The 16,770-nt window shown below is 70.6% G+C and carries 16 protein-coding genes and 1 pseudogene; 9 read left to right on the top strand and 8 right to left on the bottom strand.

Annotated features, from left to right (window positions below):
* Nucleotides 1-20: 20 nt before the first annotated feature.
* Nucleotides 21-536, bottom strand: a complete 516-nt coding sequence (locus OHB13_RS22810) for a carboxymuconolactone decarboxylase family protein (RefSeq protein WP_266854108.1) — start codon at nt 534-536, stop codon at nt 21-23.
* Nucleotides 537-618: 82 nt separating this feature from the next.
* Here OHB13_RS22810 and pdxR point away from each other — a divergent pair, with 82 nt between their 5' ends.
* Complete coding sequence (gene pdxR, locus OHB13_RS22815; RefSeq protein ID WP_328378316.1) at nt 619-2,010, top strand: MocR-like pyridoxine biosynthesis transcription factor PdxR; 1,392 nt, start codon at nt 619-621, stop codon at nt 2,008-2,010.
* Nucleotides 2,011-2,060: 50 nt separating this feature from the next.
* Here pdxR and OHB13_RS22820 read toward each other — a convergent pair whose 3' ends face one another.
* Nucleotides 2,061-2,915 carry a hypothetical protein gene (locus OHB13_RS22820; RefSeq protein ID WP_328380370.1) on the bottom strand — a complete coding sequence of 285 codons (855 nt, stop codon included), beginning with the start codon at nt 2,913-2,915 and terminating at the stop codon, nt 2,061-2,063.
* A gap of 208 nt (nt 2,916-3,123) precedes the next feature.
* Between OHB13_RS22820 and OHB13_RS22825 the strand changes: the two genes are divergently transcribed.
* Nucleotides 3,124-3,432 carry a hypothetical protein gene (locus OHB13_RS22825; RefSeq protein ID WP_328378317.1) on the top strand — a complete coding sequence of 103 codons (309 nt, stop codon included), beginning with the start codon at nt 3,124-3,126 and terminating at the stop codon, nt 3,430-3,432.
* 54 nt (nt 3,433-3,486) lie between these two features.
* Nucleotides 3,487-4,770 carry a glutathionylspermidine synthase family protein gene (locus OHB13_RS22830; RefSeq protein WP_328378318.1) on the top strand — a complete coding sequence of 428 codons (1,284 nt, stop codon included), beginning with the start codon at nt 3,487-3,489 and terminating at the stop codon, nt 4,768-4,770.
* A 16-nt stretch (nt 4,771-4,786) separates the two neighbouring features.
* On the opposite strand, the gene rocD is transcribed toward OHB13_RS22830, so the two are convergent.
* Both rocD and OHB13_RS22840 read right to left on the bottom strand, forming a co-directional pair.
* Entirely contained in the window at nt 4,787-5,992 is a 1,206-nt protein-coding gene (rocD, locus tag OHB13_RS22835) for an ornithine--oxo-acid transaminase (protein WP_328378319.1), read from the bottom strand.
* Between the two features lie 710 nt (nt 5,993-6,702).
* Nucleotides 6,703-7,251 (bottom strand): annotated as a pseudogene (locus OHB13_RS22840) (RNA polymerase sigma factor); the annotation flags it as partial.
* Nucleotides 7,252-7,504: 253 nt separating this feature from the next.
* Between OHB13_RS22840 and trpS the strand changes: the two are divergent.
* Nucleotides 7,505-8,518: a tryptophan--tRNA ligase gene (gene trpS / locus OHB13_RS22845; RefSeq protein WP_266854096.1), complete on the top strand. Its 1,014-nt coding sequence runs from the start codon at nt 7,505-7,507 to the stop codon at nt 8,516-8,518.
* Between the two features lie 109 nt (nt 8,519-8,627).
* Nucleotides 8,628-9,215, top strand: coding sequence for a 2'-5' RNA ligase family protein (locus OHB13_RS22850; RefSeq protein WP_266854094.1), 588 nt, complete (start codon nt 8,628-8,630; stop codon nt 9,213-9,215).
* 112 nt (nt 9,216-9,327) lie between these two features.
* Here OHB13_RS22850 and OHB13_RS22855 read toward each other — a convergent pair whose 3' ends face one another.
* Complete coding sequence (locus OHB13_RS22855) at nt 9,328-10,083, bottom strand: decaprenylphospho-beta-D-erythro-pentofuranosid-2-ulose 2-reductase (RefSeq protein ID WP_328378321.1); 756 nt, start codon at nt 10,081-10,083, stop codon at nt 9,328-9,330.
* Between the two features lie 103 nt (nt 10,084-10,186).
* Nucleotides 10,187-11,533 (bottom strand): FAD-binding oxidoreductase, encoded by a 1,347-nt coding sequence (locus OHB13_RS22860; RefSeq protein WP_328380371.1) that lies wholly within the window; start codon nt 11,531-11,533, stop codon nt 10,187-10,189.
* A gap of 422 nt (nt 11,534-11,955) precedes the next feature.
* On the opposite strand from OHB13_RS22860, the gene OHB13_RS22865 reads away from it, so the two are divergent.
* From OHB13_RS22865 to OHB13_RS22880, 4 genes are all read left to right on the top strand, one after another.
* Nucleotides 11,956-12,444, top strand: a complete 489-nt coding sequence (locus OHB13_RS22865) for a phosphatase PAP2 family protein (protein ID WP_328378322.1) — start codon at nt 11,956-11,958, stop codon at nt 12,442-12,444.
* Between the two features lie 157 nt (nt 12,445-12,601).
* Nucleotides 12,602-13,483, top strand: a complete 882-nt coding sequence (locus OHB13_RS22870; RefSeq protein WP_328380372.1) for a decaprenyl-phosphate phosphoribosyltransferase — start codon at nt 12,602-12,604, stop codon at nt 13,481-13,483.
* Nucleotides 13,484-13,516: 33 nt separating this feature from the next.
* Nucleotides 13,517-13,966 carry a GtrA family protein gene (locus OHB13_RS22875; RefSeq protein ID WP_328378323.1) on the top strand — a complete coding sequence of 150 codons (450 nt, stop codon included), beginning with the start codon at nt 13,517-13,519 and terminating at the stop codon, nt 13,964-13,966.
* On the top strand, nt 13,954-14,913 hold the full coding sequence (locus OHB13_RS22880) for a YihY/virulence factor BrkB family protein (RefSeq protein WP_328378324.1): 960 nt from the start codon (nt 13,954-13,956) through the stop codon (nt 14,911-14,913). Before OHB13_RS22875 ends, OHB13_RS22880 begins: the two co-directional genes overlap by 13 nt.
* Here the strand turns inward: OHB13_RS22880 and OHB13_RS22885 are convergent.
* A complete protein-coding gene (locus OHB13_RS22885) occupies nt 14,816-16,186 on the bottom strand; it encodes a D-alanyl-D-alanine carboxypeptidase family protein (RefSeq protein ID WP_328378325.1) in 1,371 nt (456 codons plus the stop codon). The genes OHB13_RS22880 and OHB13_RS22885 overlap by 98 nt on opposite strands.
* A 112-nt stretch (nt 16,187-16,298) precedes the next feature.
* On the bottom strand, nt 16,299-16,541 hold the full coding sequence (locus OHB13_RS22890; RefSeq protein WP_266854080.1) for an SCO4848 family membrane protein: 243 nt from the start codon (nt 16,539-16,541) through the stop codon (nt 16,299-16,301).
* Nucleotides 16,542-16,770 lie beyond the last annotated feature (229 nt).

Consider the following 16,770-nt stretch of genomic DNA (forward strand, 5'->3'; position numbering starts at 1 on the left):
GGTCAGTCGCGCCGGGTCGGTCAGTGGCGGTGGGCGACGGAGCCCGGTGTGTAGTGGCCCGGCACCATGCGGGCGGTGACGGAGATGCGGTTCCAGGAGTTGATCACGGTGATCGACGCGATCAGCTGGGCCAGCTCGGTCTCGTCGAAGTGCTCGGCGGCCTGTGCGTAGACCTCGTCCGGTACGAATCCGTCGGTGAGCAGCGTGATGGCCTCGGTCAGCTCGATCGCCGCGATCTCCTTCGCGGTGTAGAAGTGCTTCGACTCCTCCCAGCCGCTCAGCTGCACGATTCGCTCGACCGACTCGCCCGCTGCGAGAGCGTCCTTGGAGTGCATGTCCATGCAGAACGCGCAGTGGTTGATCTGGGAGGCCCGGATCTTCACCAGTTCGAGCAGGACCGGGTCGACTCCCTGCCGGGCCGCCGCATCCAGATTGATCATGGCCTTGTAGACCTCGGGGGCGAGCTTCGCCATATGGAGGCGGGGGGTGTGCTCGGGGAGGTACGCGCTGTCTGCCGAAGCTGCTGTGTCCGTCATGTCTTCTCTGCCCTTCATGCCCTTGTCCGGTGTGTGACTACGACGCTACGTGGGACATGGCGCAGAGGTATGGTCCATTTCTGTGACGGATTCCTGGGCCACTTTCGGCGTAGACCTGCATCTGGAACTCACCGGGCCCGGGCTGCGGGTCGGCCTCACGGACGCGCTGCGCCAAGCCGTCCGCACGGGGCGGCTGGCGCCGGGGACCCGGCTGCCCTCCTCGCGTACGCTCGCCGTCGATCTGGGTGTGGCCCGTAACACGGTCGCCGACGCCTACGCCGAACTGGTGGCCGAGGGCTGGCTGACCGCCCGGCAGGGGTCGGGGACGCGCGTGGCCCCGCGGACCGTACCGCGCGGGGAGCCGAAGCCGGCCGCTGTCCGGCGGTCGCGGCGGAGCGCGCCCGAGTACAACCTCCGACCCGGGTTGCCCGACCTCGCGTCGTTCCCGCGCGCGGAGTGGCTCAGGGCGGCGCGGAAGGCGCTGACCGCGGCGCCCCACGAGGCGTTCGGCTACGGCGACCCGCGGGGCCGTTCCGAGCTGCGGACCGTGCTGGCCGACTATCTGGCGCGGGCGCGCGGTGTCCACGCCGACCAGGACCGCATCGTGGTCTGTGCCGGGTTCGCCCACGCGATGATGCTGATGGGGAAGGTGCTGCGGGGGAGGCGGGTACGGGACGTGGCCGTCGAGTCGTACGGGCTCGATCTGCACTGGAACCTGCTCGTCGACGCCGGGCTGCGCACGCGGGCCCTGCCGTTGGACGGGTTCGGTTCACGTACGAACGAGCTGCGGCGGGAGGGTGCGGTGCTGATGACACCGGCGCATCAGTTCCCGATGGGCGTCCCGCTCCACCCGGACCGGCGCACGGCTGCCGTCGACTGGGCCAGAAGCACGGGCGGGGTGATTCTGGAGGACGACTACGACGGGGAGTTCCGCTACGACCGGCAGCCCGTCGGGGCGCTCCAGGGGCTGGATCCCGAGCGGGTCGTCTACTGCGGAACGGCCAGCAAGTCCATCGCTCCCGGGCTGCGGCTCGGCTGGCTGGTGCTGCCCGGTTCGATGGTGGCAGAGGTGACGGAGGCGAAGGGGAACTCCGACTGGATGTCCAGCTCGCTGGAGCAGCTGACGCTGGCCGAGTTCATCGCTTCGGGTGCGTACGACCGGCATGTCCGCTCGATGCGGCTGCGCTACCGGCGGCGACGCGACCAGTTGGTGCGGGCCCTGGCCGAACGGGCCCCCGGCATCAGGGTGTCCGGGATCGCGGCCGGGCTGCACGCCGTACTGGAACTGCCCCCGGGCACCGAGCAGTCGGTCGTGCAGGCGGCGGCCTGGCAGGGCCTCGCGCTGTACGGGGGCTCCCAGTTCCGGCACGCGGACGTCCGGGACGGGCGCGACATGCTGGTCGTCGGGTACGCAACGCCGTCGGACAGCGCGTGGGCGGGGGCGCTGGAGGCGCTGTGCCGGGTGCTGCCGTAGGTGTGCTGCCGTGGGGTGTTGCAGTGGGTGTTGCCGTGGGGGTGCGCCCGTCAGCCCCGGGCGGTCGGCCCCGGGTCACAGGTCTCGGCCGGGGTCGGTGTGGCCGGGGCCTCTCCGAACCGCGCCAGTGCGAGCGCGCCCGCGACGGCCACCGCGAAGCCTGCCACCGCCAGCGGGGCCAGACCTTCCCTCGTACGGTCTCCGAGCCAGACCACGCCGACAAGGGCAGGGCCGATCGTCTCGCCGATGACCATGCCCGCTGTGGCTGTGGTCACCGAACCGCGCTGCAGCGCCGAGGTGAGCAGCAGGAAGGCAGAACCGCCTCCGACGAGCAGTGCGTACAGCGCCGGGTTGGTGAAGTCGACGGAGTCGATGAGGCGCACCGCGACTTCGACCACCCCGAAGCCCACTCCGGAACCGAGACCGAGCACCAGCGCCCGCGCCTTGCCCTTGAGGCGGCCGGCCAGCGTGCCGACCAGGAGGACCGCGAGCGCGACCCCGAGCAACGACCAGCGCAGCGCCGACGACCCGCCCGTGTGGCCTTCGGCTCCGGAGGCGAGGCCGAGCATCCCGAGGCCCGCGCAGACGACGGCCACCGCGCCCCATTCGGTACCGGAGAGCCGGACGCCGAGGATGCGGGATGCCACCACGGCGGTGACCGCGAGACTCGCGGCGAGTGCGGCGCCGACCGCGTAGATGGGGAGCGTGCGCAGGGCGATGATCTGGAGTACGAAGCCGAGCCCGTCGAGGCCGAGCCCCGCGATGTAGCGCCACTGGCGCAGGGCGCGCAGGAGCAGCGCGGCGTCCACACCGGAGCCGGTTCCCGGTGCGGAGGCCCGGGCCGCGGCGGCCTGGAGCACGGAGGCCGTACCGAAGCAGACCGCTGAACCGAGGGCGCAGATCATTCCAAGGAGCACGAAAGGACTCTAGTTGGGCAGAGAGTTGGGCGGTGAGTCGGCCGGGGGCCGGCCGGAGACTTGGGCGGAGAAGGGCCCACACCGGCCATCCGCAGGCATGACATCTAGTCTGTACACCGACAGGCGCCACTGGAGGGCTGTACGGGGCTGCACAGGGCTGTACTGCACAGGGCTGTACTGACGGGGAGGTCAACGTATGCGCAAGATGAGGTCGGGTGCTGTGGTGCTCGGGGGAATGGGGATGCTGGCCGCGACACTCGCCGCCTGCGGCTCCGATGTGGACAAGCGGTGCGTCGATCCGGCTACGCACAAGCAGTTGCCGAAGTACGAGTGCACCAACGGCACCGGCCACGGAACGTACTACTACGGCGGCTCGTCCAAGCACGGCAAGATCTCGGGCGGCAGCTTCAGCAAGCCCTCGGTGCACCGCGGCGGCTTCGGCGGCGGGTCCCACTCGGGCGGTGGCTCCCACTCCGGCGGCGGATTCCACTCCAGCGGCGGCTGAGCCGGGTACGCGCCGGAACCGCGGAACGTACGGGAACGGGAACAGGCGGACATCATGCAGCGGCACACCACAGAACCGCGCCCCGGCTGGCAGCAGATCGTCGAGGAGCAGGGTCTGGTCTATCCACTGACCCGCTATCCCGACGATTCCCTGCGCCCGTACTGGGACGAGAGCGCGTACTACTCGTTCTCCCTTTCCGAGGTCGAGGCGCTGGAGGAGGTGGTCGAAGAACTGCACACGATGTGTCTGGCAGCAGCCGCCCACATCGTCGACCACGACCGCTTCGCGGAGCTCGGCATCACCGATCCCCGGCTGGCCCGGCTGGTCGGCGAATCCTGGCGCCGACGGGACGAACTGCCGTCCGTCTACGCACGATTCGACCTCCGGTACGACGGCAGCGGTCCGGCGAAAATGCTGGAATACAACGCCGACACCCCCACCTCCCTGGTGGAGGCCGCCAGCCCCCAGTGGTTCTGGATGGAGGACCGCTTCCCGGACGCCGACCAGTGGAACTCCCTGCACGAACGCCTCGTCGCCGCCTGGAAACGGCAGGCCCCGCTACTGCCGCCGGGCCCCCTGCACTTCGTGCACTCCGAAGCCGACCAACTCGGCGAGGATCTGATGACGGCCGCCTATCTGCGGGAGACCGCCCAGCAGGCAGGGATCGAGACCGAGGCCCTCTCGGTGGAACGGATCGGCTGGGACCCGCTGTCCGGGCGGTTCGTCGACGAGCGGATGCGCTTCATCCGCAGTTGTTTCAAGCTCTACCCCTGGGAATGGCTGACGACGGACAGCTTCGGTCCGCACGTCCTGGACACGCTCGACAACGGCGGTTCCACCGGCTCCACCTGCTGGATAGAGCCCGCCTGGAAGATGCTCCTCTCCAACAAGGCACTGCTCGCCGTGGTCTGGGAGCTGTACCCCGGGCACCCGAATCTGCTGCCCGCCTACCTGGACGGACCGCGCGAACTCGCCCTGTCGAAGGGGTACGTCTCCAAGCCCCTGCTCGGCCGCGAGGGCGCGGGGGTCCTGCTCCACGAGCCGAGCGCGGGCGCGGGTCCGGGGCCGGGGCCGGGCCATGGTGCCGGTGCTGATGGTGGTGGTGCCCGTGGTGGTTCCGGGGCTGCTGGCGGTTCCGGGGCCAGTGGTGCCGTCGGCGTTCGGGCCGACGAGGCTTGCTGCTACCAGGAGTTGGCCCCGCTGCCCGACTTCGACGGCAACCGGGTGGTGCTCGGCGCCTGGGTCGTCGAGGACGAAGCGGCGGGGCTCGGTATCCGGGAGTCAGCGGGGCCGGTGACGGACGAGTACGCCCGCTTCCTGCCCCACATCATCCTGTAGCAGCCGGGCCGCCGCCTCAGATGTTCAGCACGCTCCGGAGCTGGGTGAGCCCCCAGTCCAGATCCTCCTTACTGATCACCAGCGGCGGGGCGATCCGGATGGTGGATCCATGGGTGTCCTTCACCAGCACTCCGAGATCCATCAGCTTCTCCGAGATCTCCCGGCCGGTGCCGAGCGCCGGGGCGATGTCCACCCCGGCCCACAGCCCCCGTCCGCGCACGGCATCCACCGCCCCGCTCCCCACCAACAGCCCCAGTTCACGGTGGAGATGATCACCCAGCTCGGTCGCCCGCTGCTGGAAGTCGCCGGTCCGCAGCATCGCGATGACCTCCAGGGCGACGGCGCACGCCAGCGGGTTTCCACCGAAGGTGGATCCGTGCTCGCCGGGCCGGAAGACACCGAGCACCTCCGCCGACGAGACGACCGCCGACACCGGCACCACCCCGCCGCCGAGCGCCTTGCCCAGGACGTACATGTCCGGCACGACACCCTCGTGCTCACAGGCGAAGGTCTTCCCGGTCCTGCCGAGCCCGGACTGGATCTCGTCGGCGATGAACAGCACGTTCCTGGCGCGCGTCAGTTCCCGTACGCCCGGCAGATAGCCGGCCGGTGGCACCAGCACCCCCGCCTCGCCCTGGATGGGTTCGAGCAGCACGGCCACGGTGTTGGCGTCGAACGCTGCTTCCAGGGCGGCCAGATCCCCGTACGGCACGATCTCGAAACCGGGGGTGTACGGGCCGAAGTCCGCTCTGGCCTCGGCGTCCGTCGAGAAGCTGACGATCGTGGTCGTCCGGCCGTGGAAGTTGTTCTCCGCGACGACGATCTTCGCCTGTCCGTCCGGTACGCCCTTGACCTTGTATCCCCACTTGCGGGCGGTCTTCACCGCGGTCTCGACCGCCTCGGCCCCGGTGTTCATCGGCAGCACCATCTCCATGCCGCACAGTTCGGCGAGCTGAGTGGAGAAGTCGGCGAACCGGTCGTGGTGGAAGGCCCGGGAGGTGAGCGTGACCCGCTCCAGCTGGGCCTTGGCGGCGTCGATCAACCGGCGGTTCCCATGACCGAAGTTGAGCGCCGAGTAACCGGCGAGCATGTCGAGGTAGCGGCGCCCCTCGACATCGGTCATCCATGCGCCGTCCGCAGATGCGACTACAACGGGCAGCGGATGGTAGTTGTGCGCGCTGTGCGCTTCGGCGGAGGAGATCGATGTTTCCGTAACTGACACGGGTTCTCCGTTCTTAGGGCGTACGGCTTTTACGGCGTACGGGCCATACGGGCGCGGGTCCTACGGTGTTCGGGTCATCGTGTGCTCATTCCTATCGTCGGCCACGGCGGGCAGGAAGAAACCTTGTGGACCGGCGTGCCGGGTGGGCATGCGGCGCAGGGGTGTACCGCACGTCGATTCCGTCGGTGTCCGCCCCGCCACATCCCTCGAACCAGTCGAGCCGGTTGCGCGCCCAGGCGCGGGCCCGTTCGAACCGGCCCGGCTCCGGAGACCGTGCCGGGTCCTCGGTAGGAGCCGGCATCCCCTCGGCCAGGATCTGCGCCAGCACCCGTTCGGCCATCGACTGCCCGGACCCGGACCCGGACCCGGACTCAGGCCCAGACCCAGACCCGGACTCTGGCCCTGACCCTGATCCCGACCCCCACTCCGACGCGGGCCACCCCGACGTCGACCACGGCTCCGAGCCTGGCGGCCCAGCCGGCTCGACCAGCCCGGCCGGCCCGCCCCGCTCTCCGCTCCAGCCCTCGCCGTCGAGCGCGCGGCCCAGGGCCCGCAGCTCTGCAGGGAGCCGTGGATCCGGATCACGCCGGGGGTGCTCGCGCCTACCCCACTCGCCCTTACCGCGCATGTCCTGCCTCACCCTTCACACTGCTCGTGGTCCTCGTAGCACTCGTAGCACTCGTAGCCCTCGTGGTCCCGCCCTCGTCCGACTCCGGCGACTGACTGCCGTCCGGCGGCGGAAGCAGTTTGCTCAGCTTCTTCAAGGCGCGGTTCAGCCGTGACTTCACCGTGCCGCGTGGCCAGCCCAGCGCCTCCGCTGTCTCCGCCTCGTCCATCTCCAGCAGATAGCGGTACGTCACAGCCAGCCGCTGCTCGGTGCTCAGCCGGTCCAGCGCCGCCAGCAACAGCGCCCTGCGCTCCTTCCGCAGCGCGGCCACCGCAGGATCCGCCGACTCCGGTATCAGCGGCTCGGCCTCTGCCAGGGCGGCCTCACGTCCTGCCGCGGACCGTTGCCGGACCGCCGAGCGCAGGGTGTTCCGTGTCTCGTTCATGACGATCCGCAGCAGCCAGGGGCGGAACGACGCGCCCGGCTTGAAGTGGTCCAGTGCCCGGTAGGCCTTGAAGAAGGCCGACTGCACCACGTCCTCCGCGTCCGGACCGGCCCCGAAGGCAGCCGCCGCGCGCAGTGCGATTCCTGTGTACGCATGCACCAGTACGGCGTACGCCTGGGCATCTCCCGCCCGCACACGCGCGATCACGCCGGCCTCACCCGCCGCCGAGCCCGTGGCTCCGCCTATGGCTATGGCCGTGTCCGTGTGTGGGGCTGCCCCCGTGGCTCTCGCCGAGGCTGTCCCCGTAGCCGTAGCCGTAGCCGTAGCCGTAGCAGTGGCTGTCGTCGTGTCTCCGTCTGTGGCCCCGTCGGCAACCGCGACGTGGCTCCCCTCCCGCGTTCTCACATCTTTCATACACCGCGCGACGGAGATCGGTTCCGCACCTGAGAGAATGCTGTACATGGCCTCAGACCGTCCCCGGGTGCTCTCCGGGATCCAGCCCACGTCAGGCTCGTTCCACCTCGGCAACTACCTCGGCGCCGTGCGCCAGTGGGTAGCCCTGCAGGAGTCGCACGACGCGTACTACATGGTCGTTGACCTGCACGCGATCACCGTCCCGCAGGACCCCGCCGAGTTGCGGGCCAACACCCGGCTCGCGGCCGCCCAGCTCCTCGCGTCCGGCCTCGACCCCGAGCGCTGCACGCTCTTCGTGCAGAGCCATGTGCCCGAGCACGCCCAGCTCGGCTGGGTCATGAACTGCCTGGCCGGGTTCGGCGAGGCCAGCCGGATGACCCAGTTCAAGGACAAGTCGGCCAAGCAGGGCGCCGACCGTGCGACCGTCGGCCTCTTCACGTATCCGATCCTCCAGGTCGCCGACATCCTGCTCTACCAGGCCAACCAGGTACCCGTCGGTGAGGACCAGCGCCAGCACGTCGAGCTGACCCGCGACCTCGCCGACCGGTTCAACAGCCGGTTCGGTACGACCTTCACGGTTCCGGAGCCGTACATCCTCAAGGAGACGGCAAAGATCTACGACCTCCAGGACCCCTCGGCCAAGATGAGCAAGTCGGCGGCCTCGCCCAAGGGCCTGATCAGCCTGCTCGACGAGCCGAAGGTCTCGGTGAAGAAGGTCAAGAGCGCGGTGACCGACACCGACACGGTGATCCGCTACGACCCGGTGGCGAAGCCCGGCGTGTCGAACCTGCTGACCATCAACTCGACGCTCACCGGCACGAGCATCGCCGACCTGGAACAGCAGTACGAGGGCAAGATGTACGGCGCGCTCAAGACCGACCTCGCCGAGATCGTCGCCGACTTCGTCACACCGTTCAGGACCCGCACCCAGGAGTATCTGGACGACCCGGAGACGCTGGACTCCCTCCTCGCCAAGGGTGCGGAGAAGGCCCGTACGGTCGCCGCCGAGACCCTGGCCCAGGCGTACGAGCGGTTGGGGTTCCTGCCCGCCAAGCACTGACCCGGGGTCTGTGACCTTGGACTCTGGCCAGGCGGACGGGGGGCCGCCACACTGCTCGCATAATGGTCGGGCAGGCATCCGTAAGCATCCGACAGCGGAGGAGAACGACGTGGGGACCGTAACGCTCGGCGTTTCGATCGCGGTCCCGGAGCCGTACGGCAGCCTGCTCCAGGAGCAGCGCGCGGGCTTCGGGGACTCGGCCGCGCACGGCATCCCGACCCACGTCACTCTTGTCCCGCCCACGGAGGCCGACTCCGCGTCCCTGCCGGCGATCGAGGCCCATCTCGCCTCGGTCGCGGCAGCGAACCGGGCCTTCCCCATGCGGCTGTTCGGGACGGGAACGTTCCGGCCGCTCTCGCCGGTCGTCTTCGTCCAGGTCGTGACGGGTGGTTCGGCCTGTTCCTGGCTCCAGCAGCAGATCAGGGACCCTTCGGGGCCGCTGGTGCGCGAGCTCCAGTTCCCGTATCACCCGCATGTGACGGTCGCGCACGCCATCTCCGACGAGGAGATGGACCGGGCGTACGAGGCGCTCGCCGCTTTCGAGGCGACGTGGACCTGCGGCTCCTTCGCGCTGTACGAGCAGGGGGCGGACGGCGTGTGGCGGAAGCTGCGCGAGTACGCGTTCGGCGGCGGGGGCGGCGTCGTCCCCGGACCGAGCGTGTCCCGCGAAGCACCCACGGCGCCGTCCCTGCCCTAGACCCTCTCGACCCTCTCGACCGGACCGGACCGGATTGGGTTGGGTTGGGTTGGGTTGGGTTGGGTTGGACCGGACCGGACCGGGAGTCCCTGGACCAGACGGGGCCCCCGGATCAGACCGGGAGCCGCCTGAACAGTGGCCGCGGGACGTGCCGCAGGGCCGACATCACCACCCGCAGGGTGCCCGGCACCCAGACGGTCTCCGACCGGCGGCGCAGCCCCGTCTCGATGGCCAGTGCCACCGCCTCCGGCGTGGTGGCCAGGGGAGCCTCCTCCAGCCCGGCCGTCATCTTCGAGCGTACGAAGCCGGGGCGCACCACCATCACATGGACGCCGGTCCCGTGCAGCGCGTCGCCGAGCCCCTGGGCGAAGGCGTCGAGGCCCGCCTTGCTCGACCCGTAGATGAAGTTGGCCCTGCGGGCGCGCTCGCCGGCCACCGACGAGAGCACCACCAGCGAACCGTGGCCCTGCCCCTGGAGCGCCTTGGCGCAGATCAGGCCCGCGGAGACCGCCCCGGTGTAGTTGGTCTGCGCGACCCGGACCGCCGACAGCGGGGCGCTCTCGTCGCGGGCCTGATCGCCCAGCAGGCCGAAGGCCAGCAGCACCATGTCGATGTCGCCCTCCGCGAACACCTTGCCCAGTGTCTCCTCGTGGGAGTCCGGGTCCAGGGCGTCGAAGGCGGCCGTACGGACCTCCGCGCCCAGGGTGCGGACGTGGGCGGCGGCCGCTTCGAGCGCGGGGGAGGGGCGTCCGGCCAGCCAGACCGTCCGGGTGCGGCGGGTCACCAGGCGGCGGGCCGTGGCGAGCGCGATCTCGGACGTACCTCCGAGGATCAGCAGGGACTGGGGGGCACCGAAAGCGTCTTTCATGGCTGCTTCCTCGGGGTCGGGGGTTTGGGGAATCGGGAGGGGAACGGGATGGGGAGCGGGGGTGCCGGCCGGGAGCGGTCTCCTCCCGGGCGGGCGCGGCCCGTCAGAGGCCGAGGCGGCGGGCGAGGTCCGAAGTGAAGACCGCGCCCGGGTCCAGTTCGGCGCGCAGCGCCCGGAAGTCCGCAAGCCGGGGGTACATCGCGGCCAGCAGATCCGGGCGGAGCCGGGAGTCCTTCGCCAGGTAGACACGGCCGCCCGCCTCCGCCACCTCCTCGTCCAGGGTGTCGAGGAACGCCCCGAGTCCGCCGAGGTTCGCCGGGATGTCCAGAGCGAGCGTCCACCCCGGCACCGGGAACGAGAGCCAGCCCGGGTCGGCCTCGCCGAAGCGCTTCAGCACCGCCAGGAACGAGGGGCAGCCGCGCCGGGAGATGCGCCGGACGATCCGGCGAAGGGTCTCCTCCTGCCCGTACCCGACGGCGAACTGGTACTGGACGAAGCCGCCGCGCCCGTAGATCCGGTTCCAGTGCGGGACCCCGTCGAGCGGGTGGAAGAAGGTGGCGAGCCGCTGGATCTGCCCGGTCCGCAGCCGTGGCGCCTTGCGGTACCAGAGTTCGTTGAAGAGCGAGACGGAGGTGCGGCCCAGCAGTCCCTCCGGGATGAAGGGCGGGGGCGCGGGGAGTGTGGCGGGGCGGAAGGCCAGCGGTGCGCGCCGCAGGCGTGCGGGGAGCGCGTCCAGCGGCGCGTGGTCGCCCCGGGTCAGGACCGAGCGCCCGGTGGCTGCGCCCCGTGCCAGCAGGTCGATCCAGGCCACCGAGTAGCGGTAGCGGTGGTCGGTGGCCGTGAGACGGGCCATCAGGTCGTCGAGGTCCGTGGCCCGCTCGGTGTCCACCGACATCAAGGACGTCCGCACCGGCAGGAGTTGGACCGTGGCGCTGAGGATGGCGCCGGTCAGTCCCATCCCGCCGGACGTCGCGTCGAAGAGCGCGGTGCCGGGGACGGTCGTGTGCACGGTGCCGTCCGCCGTCAGCAGCTCCAGCGAGCGCACATGGCGGGAGAAGGAGCCCGACACATGGTGGTTCTTGCCGTGGATGTCGGCACCGATCGCGCCGCCCACCGTGACGTATCTGGTGCCCGGGGTCACCGGCACGAACCAGCCCAGCGGCAGCAGCACCTCCATCAGCCGGTGCAGGCTCACCCCCGCGTCGCAGACCACGACCCCGGCGTCCGCGTCGATGGAGCGGATCCGGTCGAGGCCGGTCATGTCGAGCACCGCGCCGCCCGCGTTCTGCGCGGCGTCGCCGTACGCCCGGCCCAGGCCGCGGGGGATCGAGCCGCGCGCCCCGCATCCGAGCACCGCTGCCACCGCCTCCTCGTACGTACGCGGGCGGACCAGCAGCGACGTCGACGGGGCGGTGCGGCCCCAGCCCGTCACCGAGCCCACGGAACTCATGGCACGCAGGGAACGCACCGGACTCGCGGAGCGCACCGGAATCACGGGGCCCGCCGTGCTCACGGGCGTGGTGCCGCGCAGTGACGCGGTGGTTTCGGCAGACATGGAGTAGACCGTATCGCCCGAATACGCGGGGAAATGGGTGATTGAGGGAGTGTCAACCAGTATGGCCGTGATTATCGGGCAATGTCATATAAGAGCCTTCCCGTCCGTGGCGAGGGCCGTGCACAGAGCAGCGTGGAGCAGCACAGACCAGCAGAGCCGTGCACAGAGCAGCGGAGAGGAGTGAGGGAGTGCGATCCACAGGATCAGTGCGGTCCAGAGAAGCAGTGCGGTCCATAGACGCGGCGCGGCCCGTGGGAACAGCGCGGTCCATAGCGGCAGCGCGGTCCATAGGAACCGATCGCCGGCTTCTGTCGGCGATGCGCGACTTCGGTACGGATCGACGGGTGGGCGGCGCCGCGCGCGTCCTCTCCCTCAGCGGTGAACACGGTGCGCTCTGGCTCGCCGCCGGGATCACCGGCGCGGTCGCCGACCGCGAGCGGCGCGCCGCCTGGCTGCGGGCCACCGCGCTGATCGGCACGGCCCATCTCGCGAGCATGGGCATCAAACGGGTGGTGCGCCGCCCCCGCCCCCGGCTCGCCGCCCGGCTCCCCCTCGTACGCACCGCGGGCCGGCACTCCTTCCCCAGCTCGCACGCCGCGTCGGCGGTGGCCGCAGCGGTCGCCTTCGGCGCGCTGCGCCCGGCCGGCCGCCTTCTCGTCACGCCCCTCGCCGCCGCGATGTGTGTGTCCCGGCTGGTCGCAGGCGTCCACTACCCGACCGATGTCGCCGCCGGCGCCCTGCTCGGCGGGGTCACCGCCGGGCTCGGCGCGAAATGGATGCGAGGCACCCATGTCCGATCTCTCTGACGTTTCCCCTCTCTCCGACGTTTCCCGGATCACCCAGCTCCCCCCGCTGCCCGAGCGCGGTGCCGCCCCCCAGGGGCCGCCGAGACCCCCGCCGCTCGCTGTTCCCGGCGACGAGCGCGGCGACGGACGAGGCGACGGGTACAGCGGCGGTCACGGGATGCTCGCGCTGCCGCTGGGACTGCTCAGGACCGCCCGCCCCCGTCAATGGGTCAAGAACGTCCTGGTCGCCGCCGCGCCCGCCGCCGCCGGTGAACCGCTCTCCCGGGGCGCGGTCGCCCAACTGGGGCTCATATTCGTGCTGTTCACGGCCGCGTCGTCCGCCGTGTACCTGGTCAACGACGCCCGGGACGCCGAGGCCGACCGGGCCCACCCGGTCAAGTGCCGGCGCCCGGTGGCGGCGGGGCAGGTGCCCGTCCCCGTCGCGTACGCCGCGGGAGCGCTGCTCGCCGTGGCGACCACCGCCACCGCTGTCGTCCTCTGCAACGACATGACGGCCGCGCTGCTCTCCGCGTACATCGCCATGCAACTCGCCTACTGCATCAGTCTGAAGCATGTCCTGGTCATCGACCTGACCGTGGTGACCACCGGATTCCTGATGCGCGCGATGATCGGCGGGGTGGCGCTCGGTATCCCGCTCTCGCGCTGGTTCCTGATCACCGCCGGGTTCGGCGCGCTGTTCATGGTCGGCGCCAAGCGCTACTCCGAAGCCGTCCAGATGGAGGGCGACGGACGGACCCGCGCGCTGCTCTCCGAGTACACCACCGGATATCTGCGTTTCGTCTGGCAGCTGGCCGCCGGTGTCGCCGTGCTCGCCTACTGCCTCTGGGCCATGGAGAGCAGTGGCCCGCCCGGCGCCGGACTGCTGCCCTGGCGGCAGCTGTCGATGGTCCCGTTCATCCTGTCCATCCTCCGGTACGCGGTCTTCGCCGACCGCGGCACCGCCGGCGCCCCGGAGGACGTCATCCTGGGCGACCGCGCGCTCGCCGTGATCGGCGTCGTCTGGATCGCCATGTACGGCCTCGCGGTCGCCCAACTGTGAGGGCGGCGGCGGGCGAAGGGTGACCAGTGACGGATGAGAGGCGATACGGGAGGGCCGGCCGTGGCCATCAGCCGCCGTGAGATCGCTGGTTTCGCGCTCGCCGGGATCTGCGCGTACGCCGCCGACCTCGGTCTCTTCGTCTGGCTGCGCGGCGGCGCCGGCTGGGGCCCGATCAGCTCCAAGTCGGTGTCCTTCCTGGCCGGCTGCACGGTCGCCTATCTCGGCAACGCCTTCGGCACGTACCGGGGGCGGCGGGTCGGCTGGCGCGGGTACACCGTCTTCTTCGGGGTGAACGTCGCGGGTGCGGCCGTCCAGTTGCTCTGCCTGGCCGTGTCGCACTACGGCCTCGGGCTGACGTCCGCGCGCGCTGACACCGTCTCCGGGGCGGTCGTCGGCATGGCACTCGGCACCTGCCTGCGCTTCTGGGGGACACGGAGGCTGGTATTCCGCTCCGAGGGTAGGCGTACGCCATGGACTGGCTGACGAAGCTCCCCGCTATCGGGCCCTGGGTGGCCCGGCTGATGCGTACGCATGCCTGGCGCGCGTACGAGACCCTCGGCCGGGTGCACTGGAGCAGGCTCGCGGCCGCGATCACCTTCGTCAGTTTCCTGGCACTCTTCCCGCTGATCACCGTCGCCGCCGCGATCGGCGCCGCCCTGCTCAGCCCGTCCCAACTGCACGCCATGCAGGACGCGCTCACCCGCCAGGTGCCCGGCATCTCCGATCAGCTGGACCTCAACACGCTGGTACAGAACGCGGGCACGGTCGGCGTCGTCGCCGGGGCGCTGCTGCTCTTCACCGGGATCGGCTGGATCGGCTCGATGCGGGACTGCCTGCGCGCGGTGTGGGAACTCGACAACGCGGACCAGGGCAACGCCGTCGTGCGCAAGCTCAAGGACGGCGTGATCCTGTTCGGGACGGGCGGTGCCGTGCTCGTCTCGGCCGGCGCGTCAGCCGTCGGTTCGAGCGCGGTCAGCTGGACGGCCGGGCAGCTCGGCATCGAGGACACCGGCTGGGGCGGCGCGCTCCTCCAGGGCGTGGCGTTGGCGCTGGCCGTCCTCGCGGACTTCCTGGTGCTCCTGTACGTACTGACGCTGCTGCCCGGCGTCGAGCCTCCCCGCCGCAGGCTGATCACGGCGGGGCTGATCGGCGCCCTCGGCTTCGAACTGCTCAAGCTGCTGCTCAGCGGCTATATGCGGGGCGTCGCTTCGAAGAGCATGTACGGCGCCTTCGGCGTGCCCGTCGCGCTGCTGCTGTGGATCAGCTTCACCGTGAAGCTGCTGCTCTACTGCGCGGCCTGGACCGCGACCGCGCACGCCGACGAGGAAGAGATCAGCGACGTGGAGAACGTCGTACCAGACCCGGCAGCGGCCAGCGCCGGTTCACCAGGAACACCGCGGCCGCCAACAGGAGCAACGCCCCTGCACTGATCGCCAGGGCCGTGCCCACCCCGCTGGAGCCGCCCTTCTGCGACGCGGCGGCCGGCGCGGAGGCCTTGTCCTTCCCGGTGGCACCGGCGCCGTCCTTGCCGTCCTGCGTGGCTCCGCCGCTCTTCGCCTTCCCGCCGGACCCGGCCGCGGAACTGGCCGGAGCGACCAGCTCACCGACCGGCGTGACCTTGCCCTCCGAGGCGAAGCCCCAGTCGAGCAGCCGCGCCGCCTCCTTGTAGACCGCCTGGCTCTCGGTCGAGCTGGGCTTCATCACGGTGACGAGGAGCACATGACCGTCGCGCTCGGCGACCGCCGTGTAGGTGGCGCCGGCGTGCGTGGTGTTGCCGTTCTTCACACCCGCGATGCCCTTGTACTGGGTGACGCCGTCGGCGCCGGTCAGCAGGCGGTTGGTGTTCTGGATCCCGAAGGTCTCGCGCTTCTTGCCCTTCTTCTTCATGCCGGGGAACTGCGCGGTCGCAGTCGAGCAGTAGGTGCGGAAGTCCTTCTTCTGCAGGCCGCTGCGGGCGAAGAGCGTCAGGTCGTACGCGCTGGAGACCTGGCCCGGCTCGTCGTACCCGTCGGGCGACACCACATGGGTGTCGAGCGCCTGGAGGTCGTCGGCGTGTGCCTGCATGTCGCGGACGGTCTTCGGCACGCCGTCGTTCATCGCGGACAGCACATGCACCGCGTCGTTCCCGGAGCGCAGGAACACCCCGAGCCACAGGTCGTGGACGGTGTAGGTGAGGTTCTCCTTGATGCCGACCAGGCTGCTTCCCTCGCCCATGCCCGCGAGGTCGGACGGCAGCACCTTGTGGGTCTCGGTCGCCGGGAACTTCGGCAGGAGCGTGTCCGCGAGCAGCATCTTGAGCGTGGAGGCCGGGGCCAGTCTCCGGTGCGCGTCGTGCGAGGCGAGGACATCACCGGACTCGGCGTCGGCGACGATCCAGGACTCCCCGGAGAGGTCCTTCGGCAACACGGGTGCGCCGGGGCCGAGTTGCACCTGGGTGCCGGTACGGCCGAGACGTGCACCGCCGATCTGCGACCGTGCGGGCTTCGAGGGCCCAGAGGTCTTCCCCGGGCTCTTCGAGTGCTCGGAGGACTTCGAAGTTTCGGAGCTCTCCGGCGACTTGGCGGTATTCGCGGACTCGGCGGCGGAGGGTTTCGGGCCCGTCGTGGTCGCGGCCGACGCGGGCACGGCGCAGAGGGCGGGCAGCAACGCGGCGGCTATGACCGTCAGTACGGTCCTTTTCGCGGTCTTCTCAACGGCAGGCACGGTGGTGAAAGTACAGGCAGGCCACGGTGGACCGACAGTGCGGGGTGGCCCGCCGGGCTGCCGCCGGGCCGCGGCTGTGGCCCCGGGCGCAGTCGCCCCTGCTGGGCCGTCCCTACTGGGCGGCGCGGCGGTGGGCGCGGACGCCCCGGAGGCCGATCGCGCCGATGACCGTGCCCAGGATGAACGAGACAATGGCCAGCGTCAGGTGGATCCACAGATAGGCCGTGGGCTTGCCGCCGTCGAACGCGAGGCCGCTCGCGTCCTTGAAGAGGTTCTTCGCAAAGGTGACCCAGACCACCCACGACCACACGCCGAACGCTGTCAGGAACCAGGAGGCGGTGCGGTTGAGTTTCATGGGTCGTCGTCCTTCGAAGCCGGTGGGGGGCGTTCCTGCCAGTATGTGACCCCTGCTGTGCGGCCTGCCGAGGGGGGTGCGCTCCGCGGCACGTATCCCTTTCCGGAGCCCTTTCCCGAACCCTTCCCGAGCCCTTTTCCGGGCCTTCCCTGAGCCCTTCCCTGAGCCCTTCCGGAGCGCGGACATGCAGGCCGGAGGCGTGCGACGGCCCCTTATGAAGGTTGCCTAA

Origin of the sequence: Streptomyces sp. NBC_00440 (assembly GCF_036014215.1) — a bacterium.
GTDB lineage: Bacteria > Actinomycetota > Actinomycetes > Streptomycetales > Streptomycetaceae > Streptomyces.